The sequence below is a fragment of the Sphingopyxis sp. HIX genome (assembly GCF_001468285.1).
Lineage (GTDB): Bacteria > Pseudomonadota > Alphaproteobacteria > Sphingomonadales > Sphingomonadaceae > Sphingopyxis.
Genome location: NZ_LNSB01000035.1, coordinates 38,383 through 54,849, shown reverse-complemented (window position 1 = coordinate 54,849; position 16,467 = coordinate 38,383). Strand labels below are relative to the sequence as shown.

14 protein-coding genes and 1 tRNA gene are annotated in these 16,467 nt (G+C 67.7%); 10 read left to right on the top strand and 5 right to left on the bottom strand.

Going from position 1 to position 16,467, the window contains the following annotated elements; genetic code table 11:
- Nucleotides 1-160 precede the first annotated feature (160 nt).
- A complete protein-coding gene (locus ATE62_RS16290; RefSeq protein WP_058809703.1) occupies nt 161-1,063 on the top strand; it encodes a DMT family transporter in 903 nt (300 codons plus the stop codon).
- Between the two features lie 160 nt (nt 1,064-1,223).
- On the opposite strand, the gene ATE62_RS16285 is transcribed toward ATE62_RS16290, so the two are convergent.
- On the bottom strand, nt 1,224-2,183 hold the full coding sequence (locus ATE62_RS16285) for an L-threonylcarbamoyladenylate synthase (protein ID WP_058809704.1): 960 nt from the start codon (nt 2,181-2,183) through the stop codon (nt 1,224-1,226).
- A gap of 54 nt (nt 2,184-2,237) precedes the next feature.
- Here ATE62_RS16285 and ATE62_RS16280 point away from each other — a divergent pair, with 54 nt between their 5' ends.
- The 3 genes from ATE62_RS16280 (at nt 2,238) to ATE62_RS16270 (ending at nt 7,568) form a co-directional block, all read left to right on the top strand.
- Entirely contained in the window at nt 2,238-3,971 is a 1,734-nt protein-coding gene (locus tag ATE62_RS16280) for an acyl-CoA dehydrogenase (RefSeq protein WP_058809705.1), read from the top strand.
- 114 nt (nt 3,972-4,085) lie between these two features.
- Nucleotides 4,086-6,356 carry an EAL domain-containing protein gene (locus ATE62_RS16275; RefSeq protein ID WP_231736294.1) on the top strand — a complete coding sequence of 757 codons (2,271 nt, stop codon included), beginning with the start codon at nt 4,086-4,088 and terminating at the stop codon, nt 6,354-6,356.
- Between the two features lie 348 nt (nt 6,357-6,704).
- Nucleotides 6,705-7,568 (top strand): FRG domain-containing protein, encoded by an 864-nt coding sequence (locus ATE62_RS16270; protein ID WP_058809707.1) that lies wholly within the window; start codon nt 6,705-6,707, stop codon nt 7,566-7,568.
- Between the two features lie 49 nt (nt 7,569-7,617).
- On the opposite strand, the gene ATE62_RS16265 is transcribed toward ATE62_RS16270, so the two are convergent.
- Both ATE62_RS16265 and ATE62_RS16260 read right to left on the bottom strand, forming a co-directional pair.
- A tRNA-Gln gene (locus ATE62_RS16265) sits at nt 7,618-7,692 on the bottom strand.
- 57 nt (nt 7,693-7,749) lie between these two features.
- Nucleotides 7,750-8,835: a branched-chain amino acid aminotransferase gene (locus tag ATE62_RS16260; protein ID WP_058809708.1), complete on the bottom strand. Its 1,086-nt coding sequence runs from the start codon at nt 8,833-8,835 to the stop codon at nt 7,750-7,752.
- Between the two features lie 79 nt (nt 8,836-8,914).
- Here ATE62_RS16260 and ATE62_RS16255 point away from each other — a divergent pair, with 79 nt between their 5' ends.
- Nucleotides 8,915-9,421, top strand: coding sequence for a MarR family winged helix-turn-helix transcriptional regulator (locus ATE62_RS16255; protein ID WP_058809709.1), 507 nt, complete (start codon nt 8,915-8,917; stop codon nt 9,419-9,421).
- Here the strand turns inward: ATE62_RS16255 and proC are convergent.
- Nucleotides 9,418-10,248 carry a pyrroline-5-carboxylate reductase gene (proC, locus tag ATE62_RS16250; protein WP_058809710.1) on the bottom strand — a complete coding sequence of 277 codons (831 nt, stop codon included), beginning with the start codon at nt 10,246-10,248 and terminating at the stop codon, nt 9,418-9,420. The two genes, ATE62_RS16255 and proC, sit on opposite strands and share 4 nt — an antisense overlap.
- Before the next feature lie 16 nt (nt 10,249-10,264).
- Complete coding sequence (locus ATE62_RS16245) at nt 10,265-11,944, bottom strand: alkaline phosphatase family protein (protein ID WP_443028869.1); 1,680 nt, start codon at nt 11,942-11,944, stop codon at nt 10,265-10,267.
- Nucleotides 11,945-12,043: 99 nt separating this feature from the next.
- On the opposite strand from ATE62_RS16245, the gene ATE62_RS16240 reads away from it, so the two are divergent.
- The 5 genes from ATE62_RS16240 (at nt 12,044) to ATE62_RS16220 (ending at nt 16,466) form a co-directional block, all read left to right on the top strand.
- Entirely contained in the window at nt 12,044-14,107 is a 2,064-nt protein-coding gene (locus ATE62_RS16240) for a protein-disulfide reductase DsbD family protein (RefSeq protein WP_058809711.1), read from the top strand.
- Nucleotides 14,107-14,847 (top strand): TlyA family RNA methyltransferase, encoded by a 741-nt coding sequence (locus tag ATE62_RS16235; protein ID WP_058809712.1) that lies wholly within the window; start codon nt 14,107-14,109, stop codon nt 14,845-14,847. Before ATE62_RS16240 ends, ATE62_RS16235 begins: the two co-directional genes overlap by 1 nt.
- A 61-nt stretch (nt 14,848-14,908) precedes the next feature.
- Nucleotides 14,909-15,460: a TspO/MBR family protein gene (locus ATE62_RS16230; RefSeq protein ID WP_058809713.1), complete on the top strand. Its 552-nt coding sequence runs from the start codon at nt 14,909-14,911 to the stop codon at nt 15,458-15,460.
- 43 nt (nt 15,461-15,503) lie between these two features.
- Nucleotides 15,504-15,824 (top strand): accessory factor UbiK family protein, encoded by a 321-nt coding sequence (locus tag ATE62_RS16225; RefSeq protein ID WP_058809714.1) that lies wholly within the window; start codon nt 15,504-15,506, stop codon nt 15,822-15,824.
- Between the two features lie 135 nt (nt 15,825-15,959).
- Nucleotides 15,960-16,466 (top strand): YbjN domain-containing protein, encoded by a 507-nt coding sequence (locus tag ATE62_RS16220; protein WP_058809715.1) that lies wholly within the window; start codon nt 15,960-15,962, stop codon nt 16,464-16,466.
- The last annotated feature ends 1 nt before the right edge of the window (nt 16,467 follow it).

The following is a 16,467-nucleotide window of genomic DNA, read 5'->3' as shown; positions in this document are numbered from 1 at the left end:
ACCCCTCCACCATGCTTCGCATGGTCCCCCTCCCCATCGCTTCGCGACAGGGAGGATTAGGAAAGTCCGCTCCCCACCCCAAACCCGCCACTCCAACTCCCACCGCGGCCCCCAAAACCAAAACGCGATCCTCGCATCATTCTCCGCTACAGCCCTCGCCATGCGCCCCGATTCGCCCTCGCCGCTTGCCCCCTTCCTGATCGCCTGCGCGGGCATCGCGACCTTTTCGGCGATGGACGTGCTGATGAAGGGGCTGTCGATCGAGCTCGGCGCGTATAACGCGGTGCTCTGGCGCACCGGCTGCGGCACGCTCGTCAGCGGCGCGATCTATTTCTCGCTGCGCCCCCTCTGGCCCGACCGCGCGACGATGATCATCCACGCCTGGCGCTCCTTGTTCGTCGCGGCGATGGCGCTTTGCTTCTTCTGGGCGCTCGCGCGGCTGCCGATCGCCGAGGCGATCGCGCTCGCCTTCGTCGCGCCGCTGATGGCACTCTACATGGCGGCGATCTTCCTGGGCGAGAAGATCGGCCCGCGCTCGGTCGCCGCCTCGCTGCTCGGGCTCGGCGGGGTGCTCGTCATCGTCGCGGGCAAGATCGGCGGCAGCGACTATGATCCCGAGGCCCTTTGGGCGGTCGGCGCGGTGTTCCTCTCGGCGGTCTTTTACGCGTACAACCTGATCCTCGCGCGGCGCCAGGCGAAGATGGCCGAGCCGCTGGAGATCGCCTTTTTCCAGAATTTCTTCGTCGCCGCGATCCTCGCGCTCGGCGCGCCCTGGTTCGCGGTGGTGCCGAGCTTCGACCACGCCCCGCACATCCTCGGTGCCGCGATCCTCGCGACGACCTCGCTGCTGCTGCTGAGCTGGGCCTATGCCCGCGCCGAGACGCAGATCCTCGCGACCACCGAATATACCGGCTTCCTCTGGGCGATGCTCTTCGGCTGGTATTTCTTTAACGAGCCGGTGACGCTGCCCACGATTGCCGGCGCGGTGCTGATCGTCGCGGCTTGCCTGATCGTGGCGCGCAAGGTGCCGCACGACGATCCAGTCGAGCCGGCGGCGGCTTAGGAAATATTTCGCGCAAAGACGCAAAGACGCGAAGAAGAAGGCTCTGGGCCGATAGGCCCCACCCTATTCACGCGTTGCGGATGACGCTCCGTCGAAGTCGAAGGCCGCTTCGCGGCAAACGCAACATCTTCGCGTCTTTGCGTCTTTGCGCGAAACAAATTCATACCGCGGCACGCATCAGCCGATCGTTGATCGCAGCGCCCAGCCCAGCCTGCGGAATAGCCGCCACCGCGATCCTCGTCTTCGCGCTCGCCGCCCCCGCGTGCAGCGCATCGAACAGTCGCGCCGCCGCCTCGGTCAAATCGCCCGCCGCGCTCAGCTGGTAGTCGCCCAAAACCCGGCCGAAGCCGATTCCATATTCGTCCGGTCCGAAGCCCGTCGCCCCCAGTCGCACCGGCTTCCCCGGCGCATAATGGCTCGCGAGCATCCCCGGCGCGACGATCTCAGAACCCTCGACCCCGGTCACCGCCAGCCCCGAAGCCTCGGCCAACATGTCGGCCGTCACCGGCCCCGGCCGCAATATCTCGACCGCGCCGCCCTTCACCCGCACGATAGTGGATTCCACCCCCGCGCTCGTCGGCCCGTCGTCGATCACCAGCGCGATCCGCCCGTCGAGCGTCGCCAGCACATGCTCCGCCCGCGTCGGGCTTACCCCGCCGCTCGCATTGGCGCTCGGCGCTGCGAGCGGGGCGCCGCTCGCAGCGAGCAAGGCCTGCATCGCGCGGTGCCCCGGCACGCGCAGCGCGACCGTGTCGAGCCCCGCGGTCGCGATACTCGCCACCGGGCAATCGGCCGTCCGCGGCACCACCAGGGTCAGCGGCCCCGGCCAGAAACGCGCCGCCAACGCCCGCTCGACCGCGCCGAAAACCCCGAGCTTTTCCGCCGCTTCCAGTCCCGGCACATGCACGATCAAGGGATTGAAATCGGGCCGGCCCTTCGCCGCGTAGATGCGCGCCACCGCCGCGGCGTTGCGCGCATCCGCCGCGAGCCCGTAGACCGTCTCGGTCGGCACCGCGACCGGCCACCCCTCCCCGACGAGCCCCCCGGCGCGCACGATTGCCTCCGCCGAGAAAGCGCGGGTATCGGTCGCGAAAAGCGGTGTTGTTTGACCCTCGGCCATGCCGCGCTATAGCGCCGCCACCTGTGGAATCATCCCTAAAAGGGGAGCCGTGCCTTGACCTATACGCCGCCGACCACCGAACAGCTCTTCGTCCTCGACCATATCGCGCGCATCGACGCGATGGCGCAGCACGAGCGCTTCGCCGACGCGACCCCCGACATGGTCGAGGCGATCGTCACCGGCATCGGCGAATTCGCAGCGGAGGTTTACGCGCCGCTCAACCGCGTCGGCGACGTCAACAACCCCAAATGGGCCGACGGCAAGGTCACCATGCCCCCGGGCTTCAGGGAAGCCTATCAGGCGTTCGTCGATGCCGGCTGGGGCAGCATCGACGGTCCCACCGAATATGGCGGCCAGGGCCTGCCCTTCACCCTCGCGACGGTGATCATCGAGGCGCTCGGCACCGCCGACATGGGCTTCACCCTGTGCAACATCCTGACCCCCGGCGCGATCCACGCGCTGATGGCCTATGGCACCGAGGAGCAGCGCCAGACCTGGCTGCCCAAGCTCATCTCGGGCGCCTGGAACGGCACGATGAACCTGACCGAGCCCGCCGCGGGCAGCGACGTCGGCGCGCTCCGCTCGACCGCGGAGAAGGTGACCGAGGGCGACAACGCCGGTCTCTACAAGATCAGGGGCCAGAAGATCTTCATCACCTTCGGCGAGCATGATCTCACCGACAATATCGTCCACCTCGTCCTTGCGCGCACCGCCGGCGCGCCCGAGGGGACGCGCGGCATCTCGCTCTTCCTCGTCCCCAAATATCGCCTCGACGAGGGCGGCAACCCGACGATCAGCAACGGCGTCCACTGCGCCTCGATCGAGCACAAGCTCGGCATCCACGGCTCGCCCACCGCAGTGATGGTCTATGGGGAAAACGAAGACTGCCTCGGCGAGATCGTCGGCGCCGAAATGGGCGGCATGCGCGCGATGTTCGTGATGATGAACAACGCGCGCCTCATGGTCGGCTGCCAGGGCGTCCAGATCGCCGAGCGCGCGACGCAGCAGGCACAGAGCTTCGCCGCCGAGCGCATCCAGTCGTCGCTCGCGGGCTCGCCCGACCGCACCCCGGTGACGATCGACCGGCACCCCGACGTGCGCCGCATGCTGTGGCGGATGCGCGCCCAGACCGAGGCCGCGCGCGCGCTGATCTATTACGCCTCGGCACAGACCGATTTCGGCAAGCTTGGCGACGAAGCCGCGGCGATGCGCGCCGAAATCCTGATCCCGCTCGCCAAGGCGCATGCGACCGACATCGGCTGCGAGGTCGCCAGCCTCGGCATCCAGGTGCATGGCGGCATGGGCTTCATCGAGGAAACCGGCGCCGCGCAGCATTATCGCGACGCGCGCATCGCCCCGATCTACGAGGGAACCAACGGCATCCAGGCGGCCGATCTGGTGGGGCGCAAGCTCGGCATGGCGGGCGGCGACCTCGTCCGCGCGCTGATCGACGATATCGCGCACGGCGCGGCGGACTTTCCCGAACTGCAGCAACTCGTCGACGCGTGCCGCGCGGTCACCGACTGGCTGGTCTCCGCAAACACCGGCGACCGCCTCGCGGGCAGCTATCCCTATCTCACCATGCTTTCGACCGCGACCTGCGGCTGGCTGATGGCGCTCCAGCACAAGGCCGCTCGCACGGCAATCGACGAAGGCCAGGGCGATGCCGCCTTCCTCGAAGCCAAGATCGCCTCGACGCGCTTCTATCTGCAACAGATCGTCCCCGCCGCCACCGGCCTCGCGCCCTCGGCGCTGGCGGGCGACGCGGCGCTTCCGGCCTTCGCCTGAGGGCCCGGAAAACCGCAAGCTTTTCTTCATGATTAACGCGATGATAACCATCGCAGACCAGGTACGCACGGTAACCGCTGGAGACGTGCGCGCGTGCCATTGATAGTCAACAGGATGATCGTCAGCTGGCGCACGCTCGGGCTTGCGCTGCTGCTCAGCATCATCGTCGGCATCTCGGGCGCGGGCGAAGTGCCCGATCGGATGATCGCGATGGCGACCAGCCGGCTCGGCGACCGGCCGGTTTCGGGCGATATCGTCATCGTCGCGCTCGACGACCGCACGCTCGGCCAGACGCCGGGCGGCGAATTTTCGATGACCCAATATGGCGAGGTCGTCAGCGCGATCGACAAGGCCGGGGCGAAGCGCGTCTTCCTCGATTTCTATTTCGACCGCCGCGAATCCGACCCCGATTTCTCGAAACTGACCGAAGCGGTGCGCAAGATGGGCAATCGCGCGGTGCTCGCGGTCGCGACCAAGTCGATGCCCGGCACCGACCGCAGCCGCTCGATCTTCCCCAATCCCGCCTTCGGCGAACAGGCGCAGCTCGCCAGCATCGCCTGGGATTACGAGTTCTGGCAGGTCTGGAACGTCCCGATCACCTACCTCGCGGACGGCCGCAAGCTGCCGAGCTTCGCGTCGCTGCTCGCCGACAAGCGCGCGGCCGAACCCCGCAGCTTCCGCCTCGATTTCTCTTACGACACCGCCAGCATCCCGCAATATGGCGCCGCCGACCTGCTCGCGGGGCGCGTCGGTAAGGCGCAATTGAAGGGCAAGGACGTCATCTTCGCCCCCACCGCCTCCACCTTCCAGGACGCGCATTATCTCCCCGGCCACGACCTCGTGCCCGGGGCCTATATCCATCTGATTGGCGGCGAGACGCTGAAGCGGGGCAACCCGGTCGACATCGGCTGGATGCCCGCGCTCGCGCTGATGGCGCTCACCCTCTTCACCGCGCTGCTGCCGCGCTTCCAGCGGTGGTACGTCCCCACCGCGCTCGCTGCGGTCGGGGTCGCGGTCGTCGGCAAGGTGCTGCTCGCCACCATGCTGGTCACCAGCTCGATCGGCGCCGCGCTCTTCTTTGTCGCCGCGGTGAGTGCGAATGTCTCGCGCAAACGCCGCCGCGCCTCGGCGCAGCGCGAAAACCCCGTCTCGGGCCTGCCCAATTTCGAGGCCTTGCGCGCGCAGGCTGCCTTCGGCAGCGCGACGGTCATCGCCGCGAAGCTCGTCAATTTCGAGGACCTCGCCGCCTTCCTCCCCGGCCAGGGCAGCCAGCAGCTCGTCGACCAGGTCGCGCGCCGCCTGACGCTCGCCTGCCACGGGACGCAGCTCCACCACGATCTCGACGGCACCTTCGCCTGGCTCGTCCCCTATTATCAGCACAGCCAGATCGAGGGGCATCTCGCCGGCCTCGCCGCGCTGTTCAACGCGCCGCTGACGATCGGCGAACTGCGCGTCGACGTCGCGATCGCCTTCGGGGTCAACGACGAGTTCGAGGGGTCGAACGCTCAGCGCCTCGCCGCCGCGCTCGTCGCCGCCGAACGCGCGATCCGCACCCGGGCCCTCTGGACCAAATATTCGCCGCGCCAGAAGGAAGACGCCGGCTGGCAACTCTCTTTCCATTCGCAGCTCGAGGACGCGCTCACCGGCGGCGACATCTGGGTCGCGTTCCAGCCGCAATACGACATCCGCACCCGCGCGCTCGTCGGGGTCGAGGCGCTCGCGCGCTGGACGCACCCGACGCGCGGCCCGATCCCGCCCGATGAGTTCATCGTCCAGGCCGAGAAGAGCCAGGACATCTATCGCCTCACCTTGTTTGTCATGGACCAGGCGATCCGTTCGGCGGCGCAGCTCCAGGAACGCGGGCTCAAGATCCACATGTCGGTGAACCTCTCGGCGACCCTGCTCGACCACGCCGACCTCGTCGGCACGATCCGCGTGATGCTGACCGCACACCATCTGCCGCCCGAGATGCTGACGATCGAAATCACCGAAACGGCGCAGATCGAAAACAGCCGCCAGGCGCGCCAGACCCTCGCGCAACTTCGCCGCGCGGGTATCCGCCTGTCGATCGACGATTATGGCACCGGCCAGTCGAACCTCGAATATCTGACCGAGATCGAGGCCGACGAAATCAAGATCGACAAGCGATTCGTGATGACCATGCGCGATTCGCAGCGCAACTTCGAAGTGGTTAAGTCCACCATCGATCTGGCGCACCGTCTGGGCGCCGTCGCGGTCGCCGAAGGCATCGAGGATGCCCCCACAATGGCGCTTCTCGAAGAACTCGGCTGCGATGTCGGCCAAGGCTATCATCTTGGCAAGCCGCAACTATTTTCCGAACTCGCCGCCTCGATCAGCGCCGCACCCCACAGCCGCACCGCCTAATCGTTACCAAAATGGTACCAAAGTTAGTTAAGACTCGATTTACCACGCCTGTTAGGGTATATGCTCCATTAACTGCTCTGCATGGGCAGTCATGCAGTTGCATCTAGGAGACGTCCGATGGGTTGGTTTTGGCGTTGGATGGGCGGCGGCGGCACCGGTAGCGGTGGCGGTCAGGCCTGATCCGAAAACAAATAGAGAAAGGGCCTCGGCATAGCCGGGGCCTTTTTTCATTTGGAGGTTCTCAAATTAGGAGAACCGCTTCGGGAATGGACTGTATGATGCATCGCGTCGCGCTATAGTTTCGATGGACGGCGCGCGGCGGACGCCCTCCGATCCGGGGGGCAAGGCATGGAAATAATCGGCGGTCAGAAGATATGGACCTTTGCCGGAGACCAGCCGGCCGCGGTCAATATGACGTGCGGCGCGATCCGCAACGGCGCGGCGCACCGCGTCTATAGCTTCATGGATCTGGCAAAGAAGGTCGCCGAACTCCAGTTTCGCAACCGCGATTTCGTCCTGATGTTCCGCGGCCAGGGCGGCGACTATCGCAACAAGGCCAAGGCCAGCTCGATCAAATCGACGCTGATGCGCGCATCCAGTTCGACGCGGGTCCCGAGGGAAGCCCAGATACGGGCGCGCTTCGATCACCTCGCCAGGGCCGAACGAATTCTGGTCGAAGAATATCGCAGCCGCAAGCTGCTGGGACGCGAGCGGCTGGAGCGGCAGCAGATTCTTCGCTGGGCGATCCTGCAGCATTACGAAATCTGCCCCACCCCGCTGCTCGACGTCACCCAGTCCCTGCGCATCGCCGCGTCTTTCGCGTCGCTCGCAAATCCCGCCGAGGCCTTTCTCTTCGTGCTGGGCATCCCCCACATCAGCGGCGCGATCACCGCCAGCGCCGAGGCGGGCCTGCAGGTGGTGCGGCTCGCCAGCGTCTGCCCACCCTCGGCGGTCCGTCCGCATATCCAGGAAGGCTATCTTCTCGGCGAATATCCCGACTTCTCCAGCGCCGAGCAAAAGCTCCACTATTCACATTTCGAGATGGATTTCGCGCGCCGCCTGATCGCGAAATTCTCCTTTGCGCCCGCCACATTCTGGGAAAAGAGCGGCAATTTCCCGCAAGTGCCCGAAAAGGCGCTCTACCCCCGCGACGCGCATGATCCGATGTGCGAACTGGCGGATACGCTCAAGCAGGCTGTCGGCGACGAATAGCAGACGAGGCGCATTGGGCCTTTTTCAAGAATGCGCTGAGACGACCGGCTGGCTGGGGCGGCAGGATTCGAACCTGCGCATGGCGGTACCAAAAACCGCTGCCTTACCGCTTGGCTACGCCCCAACGGCCGGTGCGAGCGCGTCTATAGCGCGCGCCCGATGAATGGCAAGTTGTGCGCTCTCAGAGCCGCGTGACCCAGCCGTGCGGGTCGGCGGCGCGGCCGCGCTGGATGTCGACCAGCTTGTCCTTGAGCATCGCGGTCACCTGTCCGGGCCCGCCGGCACCGATGGTGAAGCCGCTCTCCCCGCGCGTCACCTTGCCGACCGGAGTCACCACCGCCGCGGTGCCGCAGGCGAAGCTTTCGGTGAGCTTGCCGCTCTCCGCATCGGCCTGCCACTGGTCGATCGCATAGGGCTCCTCGCGCACCGTCAGTCCCGCATCGCGAGCGAGCGTGATGATCGCGTCGCGCGTGATGCCGGGCAGGATCGTGCCGGTCAGCGGCGGCGTCACGATGCTGCCGTCCTCGAACACGAAAAACATGTTCATGCCGCCCAGTTCCTCGATCCAGCGATGCTCGGCGGCGTCGAGGAAGACGACTTGGTCGTGCCCTTTGGCGATCGCCTCGCGCTGCGCGACGAGGCTCGAGGCATAGTTGCCGCCGCATTTGGCGGCGCCCGTGCCGCCGGGCGCGGCGCGGGTATAATCCTCCGACACCCAGAGCGAGATCGCCGGGGCGCCCGACTTGAAATAATTGCCGACGGGCGAGGTGATGACGAGGAAATGATATTCGGCGGCCGGCTTGACGCCCAAAAACACTTCGCTCGCGAACATGAAGGGGCGGAGGTACAGCGCGCCGCCGTCGACCGGCGGGAACCAGTGCGCGTCGGCGGCGACCGCTTCCTTCACCGCCGCGACGAACAGCTCCTCGGGCAGTTCGGCCATCGCCATGCGGCGCGCACTGGCGTTGAAGCGCGCGGCGTTCGCCTCGACGCGGAACAGCGCCATCGACCCATCGTCGAGGCGGTAGGCCTTCAGTCCTTCGAAGATTTCCTGCGCATAATGGAGGACTGCGGTCGCGGGATCGAGCGTCAGCGGCCCGCGCGGCATCACCTGCGCATCGTGCCAGCCCTTCTCTTCCGAATAGCGGATCGAGACCATGTGGTCGGTGAAGACGCGCCCGAAAACAGGATCCGCAATCGCCGCCGCGCGTACCTCGTCCGCGACCTTGCTGGGGTGCGGCAGGTGGGTAAAGGCGGGTGCGGACATGCGGTAGGCCTACTCGGTCTGGGGGTGAATCACGCGCGCCTCTTGCCAAAGCCGGGCGCCGGGCGCAACGGTAGTGACTATGCCGAACGATAATTTTCTTTCACAGGTGCCCGGCGCTTCTGCTCTTTTCTTGCGCGAGGCCGAGGTGCGCCGCGGCATCGAATATCTGTTTTTCGCGCATGGATCCTTGTGGCGCGCGGTCGATGCGCGGCTCGCCGAACAGGGGCTCGGTCGCGCGCATTACCGCGCGCTCTACTTCATCGCGCGCCAGCCCGGGCTCACTATCTCGGACCTGCTCGCGCTGCTCGGCATCACCAAGCAATCGCTCGGGCGGGTGATCAAGGACCTCGAGGCGCGCACGATGCTCGCGACGCGGCCGGGCAACCGCGACCGGCGGCAGAAGGAATTGCGGCTGACCGAGGAGGGGGGCGCCGTCGAGGCGGCGGTCTTCGCGCTGATGCGCGACGCGATGAGCCGCGCCTATACGCAGGCAGGCCAAGCCGCGGTGACCGGATTCTGGCAGGTCAGCGAGGCTCTGCTGCCGCCGCGCGAACGCGGACGCGTGGCCAAGCTCGGCGAGAGCTAGCCCTCGCCGCGCGCGATATCGGCGAGCTCGCGCCCGCGGTCGCGCGCGGCGCGCAGCACATTGGTCATCAGCGCGACGAGCTGCCCGCCTTCGTCGAGGATATCGAGCCCGGCCTGCGTCGTACCGCCCTTGCTCGCGACCTGCGCCACCAGCACGCCCGGCTTTTCGCCGCTGTCGGCGAGCAGCGCGGTCGACCCGCCGAAGGTCGCGGTCGCGAGCTTCAGCGCATCCTCGCTCGACAGGCCGAGCCGTTCACCGGCCGCGGCATAGGCCTCGATCAGGCGAAAGACGAACGCCGGGCCGCTGCCGGTGAAGGCGGTGACTAGGTCCATCGTCGAATCATCCTCGAGCGGCACGACCTGCCCCAGCGGCGTCAGCAAGCCATCGATCGCCTTCGCATCGGCACGGCCGAGGCTGGCGAAGGCCGACACCCCGGCGCCGATCCGCGCCGCGAGGTTGGGTAGGATGCGCACCTGCGCACGCGCATTGGGGAAGCGCGCGACGAGGTCGGTCAGCGACACGCCCGCGAGGATCGACAGAAGATGGACGTCGTGGGCGACCTGGAGCCCCAGCTCGCCCGCGACCTCGCCGAGCTGCTGCGGCTTCATGCCCAGCATGATCCAGTCGGCGCTGCCGCCCGCGGCCTGCCATTCGGCGAGCGCGGCATATTGCGCGATGCCTTCGCGCGGCGCCGCGAACGGATCGACGATAGCGACCTGCGCCGGGTCGAGCCCCGCCGCCAGCCAGCGATCGAGCATCGCCCCCGCCATGTTTCCGCACCCCACCAGCAGCAGCCGGCCGGAAAAGTTCCGCAAAGTCTTCGCCATCGTTCCTACTTCGTCCTTATCGGCAGCTGCTCTCGGGACCCGAAAGCAGGTCCAGGCAGCGGCCGTCGATCGCGGTCGCATCGACCGGCAGGCCGATGAGCGACGCCAGTGTCGGCAATATGTCGACCGTCATCACGGCATTGGGCTGTTCGAACCCCGCGAGCCCCTTGCGCCAGAAGAGCATCGGTACGCGCCGGTCGTAATCCCACACCGACCCGTGCGTCGCAACATAGCCGAGACCCGATTCGGGAATCGGGGTCACGCGCGGCTTGAGCACCACGACAAAATCGCCCGAGCGCTGCGGGTTGTATGAGGCGCGCAGCTTGTCCATCAGCGTCCACACGTCGGGCGAGCGCTTCGACACGGGATGCGCCGCCAGTTCCTCGGCGGTCACCACCGCCTCGACCTGCGGATGCGCGCGCCAGCGGGCGAGCAGCTCGGCCGATGCGGCCTTGCGCTGCGCCGGGGTCAGCGCCTTCGACAGATACATGTCGCCGAACGGCCCGTCGCTATAGAGCAAAGGCTGCGGCAGACCGAGCTTTTCGGCGACCGCCTGACCCAGCTTGTCGGCGTCGAGCGCGGGGTCGACGCGCTCGGCAGCGGGCCAGCCATTCTGGCGGTTGCGCTCGGGCAGGTCGTGGCCGCCATGGTCGGCGGTCAGCGCGACCGCATAATCGATCCCCGCCTTGTCGAGCCGTGCGAAGAAATCGCCGAGCTCGCGGTCGAGCCCCGCCATCTGGAGGCACATTTCGCTGCCCTCGGTGCCATAGGTGTGGCCGACATAGTCGGTCGCCGACAGCCCGACGATGAGCAGGTCGGTGGTGCTGCCCTCGCCCATCTTTCGAACCTGGCGCAGCGCCGCGGCGGTCGCGAGCACCGCGCCATCGGCTTCGGGGGAGGCCATGAAGCCCCGGAAATTACCGGCATCGCGGCCGAGACGCCCGGTGCCCACGGTGCCTCCCTTGTCGATCGGGATCGCGATATCCTTCGCGGCGCAATCGGTCGGCAAGGTCAGCGGCGGGCGCGGCTGCCCCAGCGCAGCGGCGATCGCGGCGCCCGCCTGCGCCGCGACCGGCGACAGCGCCGCGCCGCGGTACGAAGTGAGCCCGGTCGGGACGAGCCACATCAGCTCGTCCGCCCGATGCCCGCCCATCATAATCGCCGCGCGGTCCTTGCCCGCGACCGAGACGACCTGCGCCTTCGGGTCGCGCGCCTTCATCAGGTCGCCGAGCGTCGGGACCAGCAGATGCTTCACCGACGCGGCATATTTGCCGCTGCCCGAGCTGGTGCCGGCGACGCTCTCGTCCTCGGCACAATAGAGGCGCTTGTCGTCGCGCGCGGTCGACAGGTCGAAATAGTTATTCGCGATGATGCCGGTGCGCGCGGGGTGGCTGCCGGTCAGGATCGTCGAATGGCCGGGACAGGTCTCGGTCGCGCCGTGCGCCTGATAGCCCGAGGGAAAGACCACGCCCGAAGCGAGCCGCGCGAGCCCGCCGGTGAAGCTGCCGCGATATTCGGCGAAGATGTCGGCCGAAAACTGGTCGACCGCGACCATGACGATCAGCTTGGGCGGCGGAGTCTGCGCCGTGACCTTCGGCGCGGGCGCCGGCGCGGCTGCAGGCTGCGCCAGCCCGGCGCCGGTGGCGGTCAGCGATAGGGTGGCGGCGAGGGCAAGGGTCAGGCGTTTGATCGTCACGGGCGTCGTCTCCGATACGGGCGCGTCAGCGCGGGCTGTCCTCTCGACGAAAGCCGCCTATATGGCAAGCCTTGAACGATGGATGGACATGGCTCGGGCATGGATCGCGGTAGGGACGCTTTTGTGACAGGCATTTGGCGCGGACTGCTGACTTTGCTGGCGCTGGCGGCACTGTCGCTCGCCCCCGCGCGCGCGCAGCCGGTGAACATCGCGCCGCAGCTGGTCGCCGAATCATCGGCCCCCGCGCCCGGCGAAACCACGACGCTCGCGCTCGCCATGACGCCCGCCAAGGGCTGGCACGGCTATTGGATCAACGGCGGCGACGCCGGTTTCGGCATGACGGTCGAATGGAACGCGCCCGAGGGCGTCACCGTCGCGCCCTTCCGCTATCCGGTGCCCGAGGCGCTGACGCTCTTCGGCATGATGAACCATGTCTATGAGCATCCCTATGCGCTGCTCGCCGATGTCCGCGTCGACAAGAATGTCGCGCCGGGGACCGACCTCACCTTGTCGGGAGTAGCTAAGTGGCTCGCCTGCACCGACAAGATCTGCGTCCCCGAAAAGGCGGTGATCTCGGTCAAGCTGGTCGCAGGCGACGGAAAGGTCACTTCCTCAACGCGCTCGAAATTCGACGGCTGGCGCGCGCGCCTGCCGCAGCCGCTCGACCGCGCGGGCGCGTGGCAGCGGCGCGGCGAGACGATCCGCTTCGAAATCCCGCTCCCCCGCGGCGTCGCAATCGAGGCGCCGCACCTGTTCGTCGAAACCCCCGAGCTGATCGACTATGCCGCGCCGCAGGCGATCAGCCGCAACGGCGACTGGGTCGTCGTCGAGACGCGCGCGAACGGCGAGGCCGTGGGACCGGCCGCAGCTTTGCTCAAACTGGCCGACGGCCGCGGGCTGGCGGTCAAGTTCGAGCCCGGCGCGGTGCGCGCCGCGGGCGAACCGCTGACCGCGCCCGCGAAGGGTATCGACCTCGCGCTCTTCTGGACCGCGCTCGGCGGCGCGATCCTCGGCGGGCTGATCCTCAACCTGATGCCCTGCGTCTTCCCGATCCTGAGCCTCAAGGCGCTCAGCCTCGCGCGCTCGGGCGGAAACGCCCGCGAAGCGAAAGTCGAAGCGCTGGCCTATACCGCGGGCGCGGTGCTGGTCAGCCTCGCGCTCGGCGGAGCGCTGCTGGCGCTGCGCGCTGCGGGCGAGCAGGTCGGCTGGGCCTTCCAGCTGCAGCATCCGCTGAGCGTCCTCATCCTGCTGCTGCTCGCGACCGCGATCACCCTAAACCTGCTCGGCACTTACGAGCTGCCGTCCTTCGGCGGCGGTCAGAAGCTCGCGGGCCAAGGCGGCGCAGCGGGCGGTTTCTGGACCGGCGCGCTCGCAGCCTTCGTCGCGACGCCGTGCAGCGGGCCGCTGCTCGGCGCCGCGCTCGGCGCGACCTTGGTGCTCCCCGCATGGGCCGCGCTGCCGATCTTCGGCGGGCTGGGTCTCGGCCTCGCCCTGCCCTTCCTCGCCGTCGGTTTCATCCCCGCGCTCCGCAACCGCCTGCCCAGGCCCGGGCCGTGGATGGCGACCTTTCGCAAATGGATGGCGCTTCCGATGGGGCTGACCGCACTGGCGCTCCTATGGCTGCTCGTTCGCCAAAGCGGCATCGGCTGGGACAGCCTCGGCACGTTGATTATGATCAGCATCCTGTTCGTCCTCGGCTATGCCCATTGGATGAAAGGCCCCGACCGCGGCCATGCCGGCAAGCTGCTGCTGCTCTTCCCGCTGATCTTCATCGGCGGCCTCGCCTATCACCTCGCTTCCGCGCCGACGGCGACGATAGCCGAAGCCCGCGGCGACGCTTTCTCCCCCGAAGCCCTCGCCAACGCCCGCGCCACCGGCAAACCCGTCTTCGTCTATTTCACCGCCGACTGGTGCCTGTCGTGTAAGGCCAACGAGGCGGGCGCGATCAACCGCGACGCCGTACAACAGGCCTTCGAGAAAAAGGGCGTCGTCACCCTCGTCGGCGACTGGACGGGCGGCGACCCGGTCATCACCCGCACGCTCGCCGAGCATGGCCGCAACAGCGTACCGCTCTACCTCTGGTACGCCCCGGGCGCCGCCAAGCCCGAAATCCTGCCGCAGATCCTGACCCCCGGCATGCTCACCGATCTGGCCGCGCGCTGATGGCGAAGCTCCGCGCCGACCAGCTCCTCGTCGACCGGGGCCTCGCCGAGAGCCGCACGCGCGCGCAGGCGCTGATCCTCGCGGGGCTCGCCTTCGCCGGCGACCGCAAGATCGACAAGGCGGGGCAGCAGCTTCCCGAGGACGCCGAGATCAGCGTCAAGGGCCGCGATCATCCGTGGGTCTCGCGCGGCGGGATCAAGCTCGACCATGCGCTGACGCACCTCGGCTGGGACGTGGCGGGCGCGGTCGCGATCGACGTCGGATCCTCGACCGGCGGCTTCACCGACGTGCTGCTCAGCCGCGGCGCGGCGCGCGTCTATGCCGTCGATTCGGGGACCAATCAGCTCGCGTGGAAGCTGCGCCAGGACGACCGCGTGATCGTCCACGAACAGACGAGTGCGCGCATCCTGACGCCCGCGCATATCCCCGAACCGGTCGACCTGATCGTCTGCGACGCAAGCTTCATCACGCTGTCCAAAGTGCTCCCGGTCCCGATGTCCTTCGCGAAGCCCGGCGCGCGGATGGTCGCGCTGATCAAGCCGCAGTTCGAGGCCGAACGCGGCGAGGTCGGCAAGAAGGGCGTCGTCCGCGATCCCGCGGTGCACGCCCGCGTCTGCGCCGAAGTCCGCGCCTGGCTCGAAGGCGAAGGCTGGGCGGCCTTCGACCTCGTCGAAAGCCCGATCACCGGGCCCGAGGGCAATGTCGAATTCCTGATCGCGGCGACCAAAGCAGCCGCTTGACGCTGCGCCGCACAATCGCGACACGAATGCAACGGATTCGCAGGTGGGGAATATTGCGGACATGACCGAAATCGCTACGCCGGGCCAGCTACGCATGTCCTATCTCCGCTGGGCGCTCGTGACCGTCCCCGCGATCGTGCTGCTCGGCAGCCTCTCGGGCCTGCTCTCGAACAGCGGCTACGGCAATCGCTGGTTCGCCTCGCTCGATCTGCCCGCGATCACCCCGCCCGGCTGGGTCTTCGGCACGGTATGGCCGATCCTCTACGTCCTGCTCGGCCTGTCGCTCGCGATGGTGCTGCATGCGCGCGGCGCGAAGGGGCGCGGCATGGCGCTCGTGCTCTTCTTCATCCAGCTCGCCGCCAATTTCGCCTGGTCGCCGCTCTTCTTCGGCGCGCACGAGGTCACGACCGCCTTCTACCTGATCGTCTTCATCCTGCTGATGACGATCGCCACCGCCTTCGCCTTCGCGCCGATCCGCAAGGCCGCGGCCTGGCTGCTCGTGCCCTATATGATCTGGCTCAGCTTCGCCGCGATTCTCAATTTCCAGATCGACCAGCGCAATCCCGACGCCGAAACCCTTGCCCCCGCCGCCGCGAGCACCCAGATAGGGTGACGGCAAGGGTTTCGGGGCTCGCCCCACAAAGGAAGTGACGAACATGCAGAGCGAAAACCGCTTTTTCGACGATCTGGCCAAGATGATCAACGGCGTAGCGGGCACCGTCGCCGGCGCCGGCCGCGAGGCCGAGGCTGCGATGCGCGAGCGCGCGAAGGAATTCGTCGGCCGCATGGATTTCGTCAGCCGCGAGGAATTCGAGGCCGTCAAACAAATGGCCGCCACCGCGCGCGCCGAGGCCGAAGCGCTCAAGGCGCGGCTCGACAAGCTCGAAGGTGCCACGGCGCCGAAGGCCGCGGCGGTCAAGACCCCCGCAGGCAAGCCCGCCGCGAAACCCGCGTCGCTGCGCAAGCCCAAGGCTTGATACCATGTCGTCGCCCCCGCGAAGGCGGGGGCCGCTGGCAACCTCGCGCTCTGCCGATGGCGCCCCCGGCCTTCGCGGGGGCGACGTTCCATGGCCGACTCGCAACTTTGCGAAATAGCCGCTAAAGGCGCGCGCATGAGCGACGATATCTACGACGACGAAGACGGCCAGGACGCCGCGCCGATGGAAATGCTGGCATCCTATTTCGCCGCGCACGACTGGCCGCACGAGATGGTCGGCGAGGACGAGATCGTCGCGACCGCGCAGGGCAGCTGGACGACCTATGAGCTGCGCGCGGTGTGGCGCGCCGACGATGGCGTCATCCAGCTGCTCGCCTTTCCCGACATCCGCGTCGTCGAGGACAAGCGCGCCGTCGCGCACGAGGCGCTGGCGCTGATCAACGAGCAGCTCTGGCTCGGCCATTTCGAGCTGTGGTCGAACAGCGGCACGATCCTGTTCCGTCACGGCATGCTGCTGGGCAGCGACGCGGCGCTGCCGCTCGACCTCACCGAGACGCTGATCGAGAGCGCGATCGACGAATGCGAGCGCTTCTACCCCGTGTTCCAGTTCGTGCTGTGGGGCGGCAAATCGCCCGCCGAGGCGCTCGCGGCGTCGCTGATCGAAACCCGCGGCGAGGCCTGAG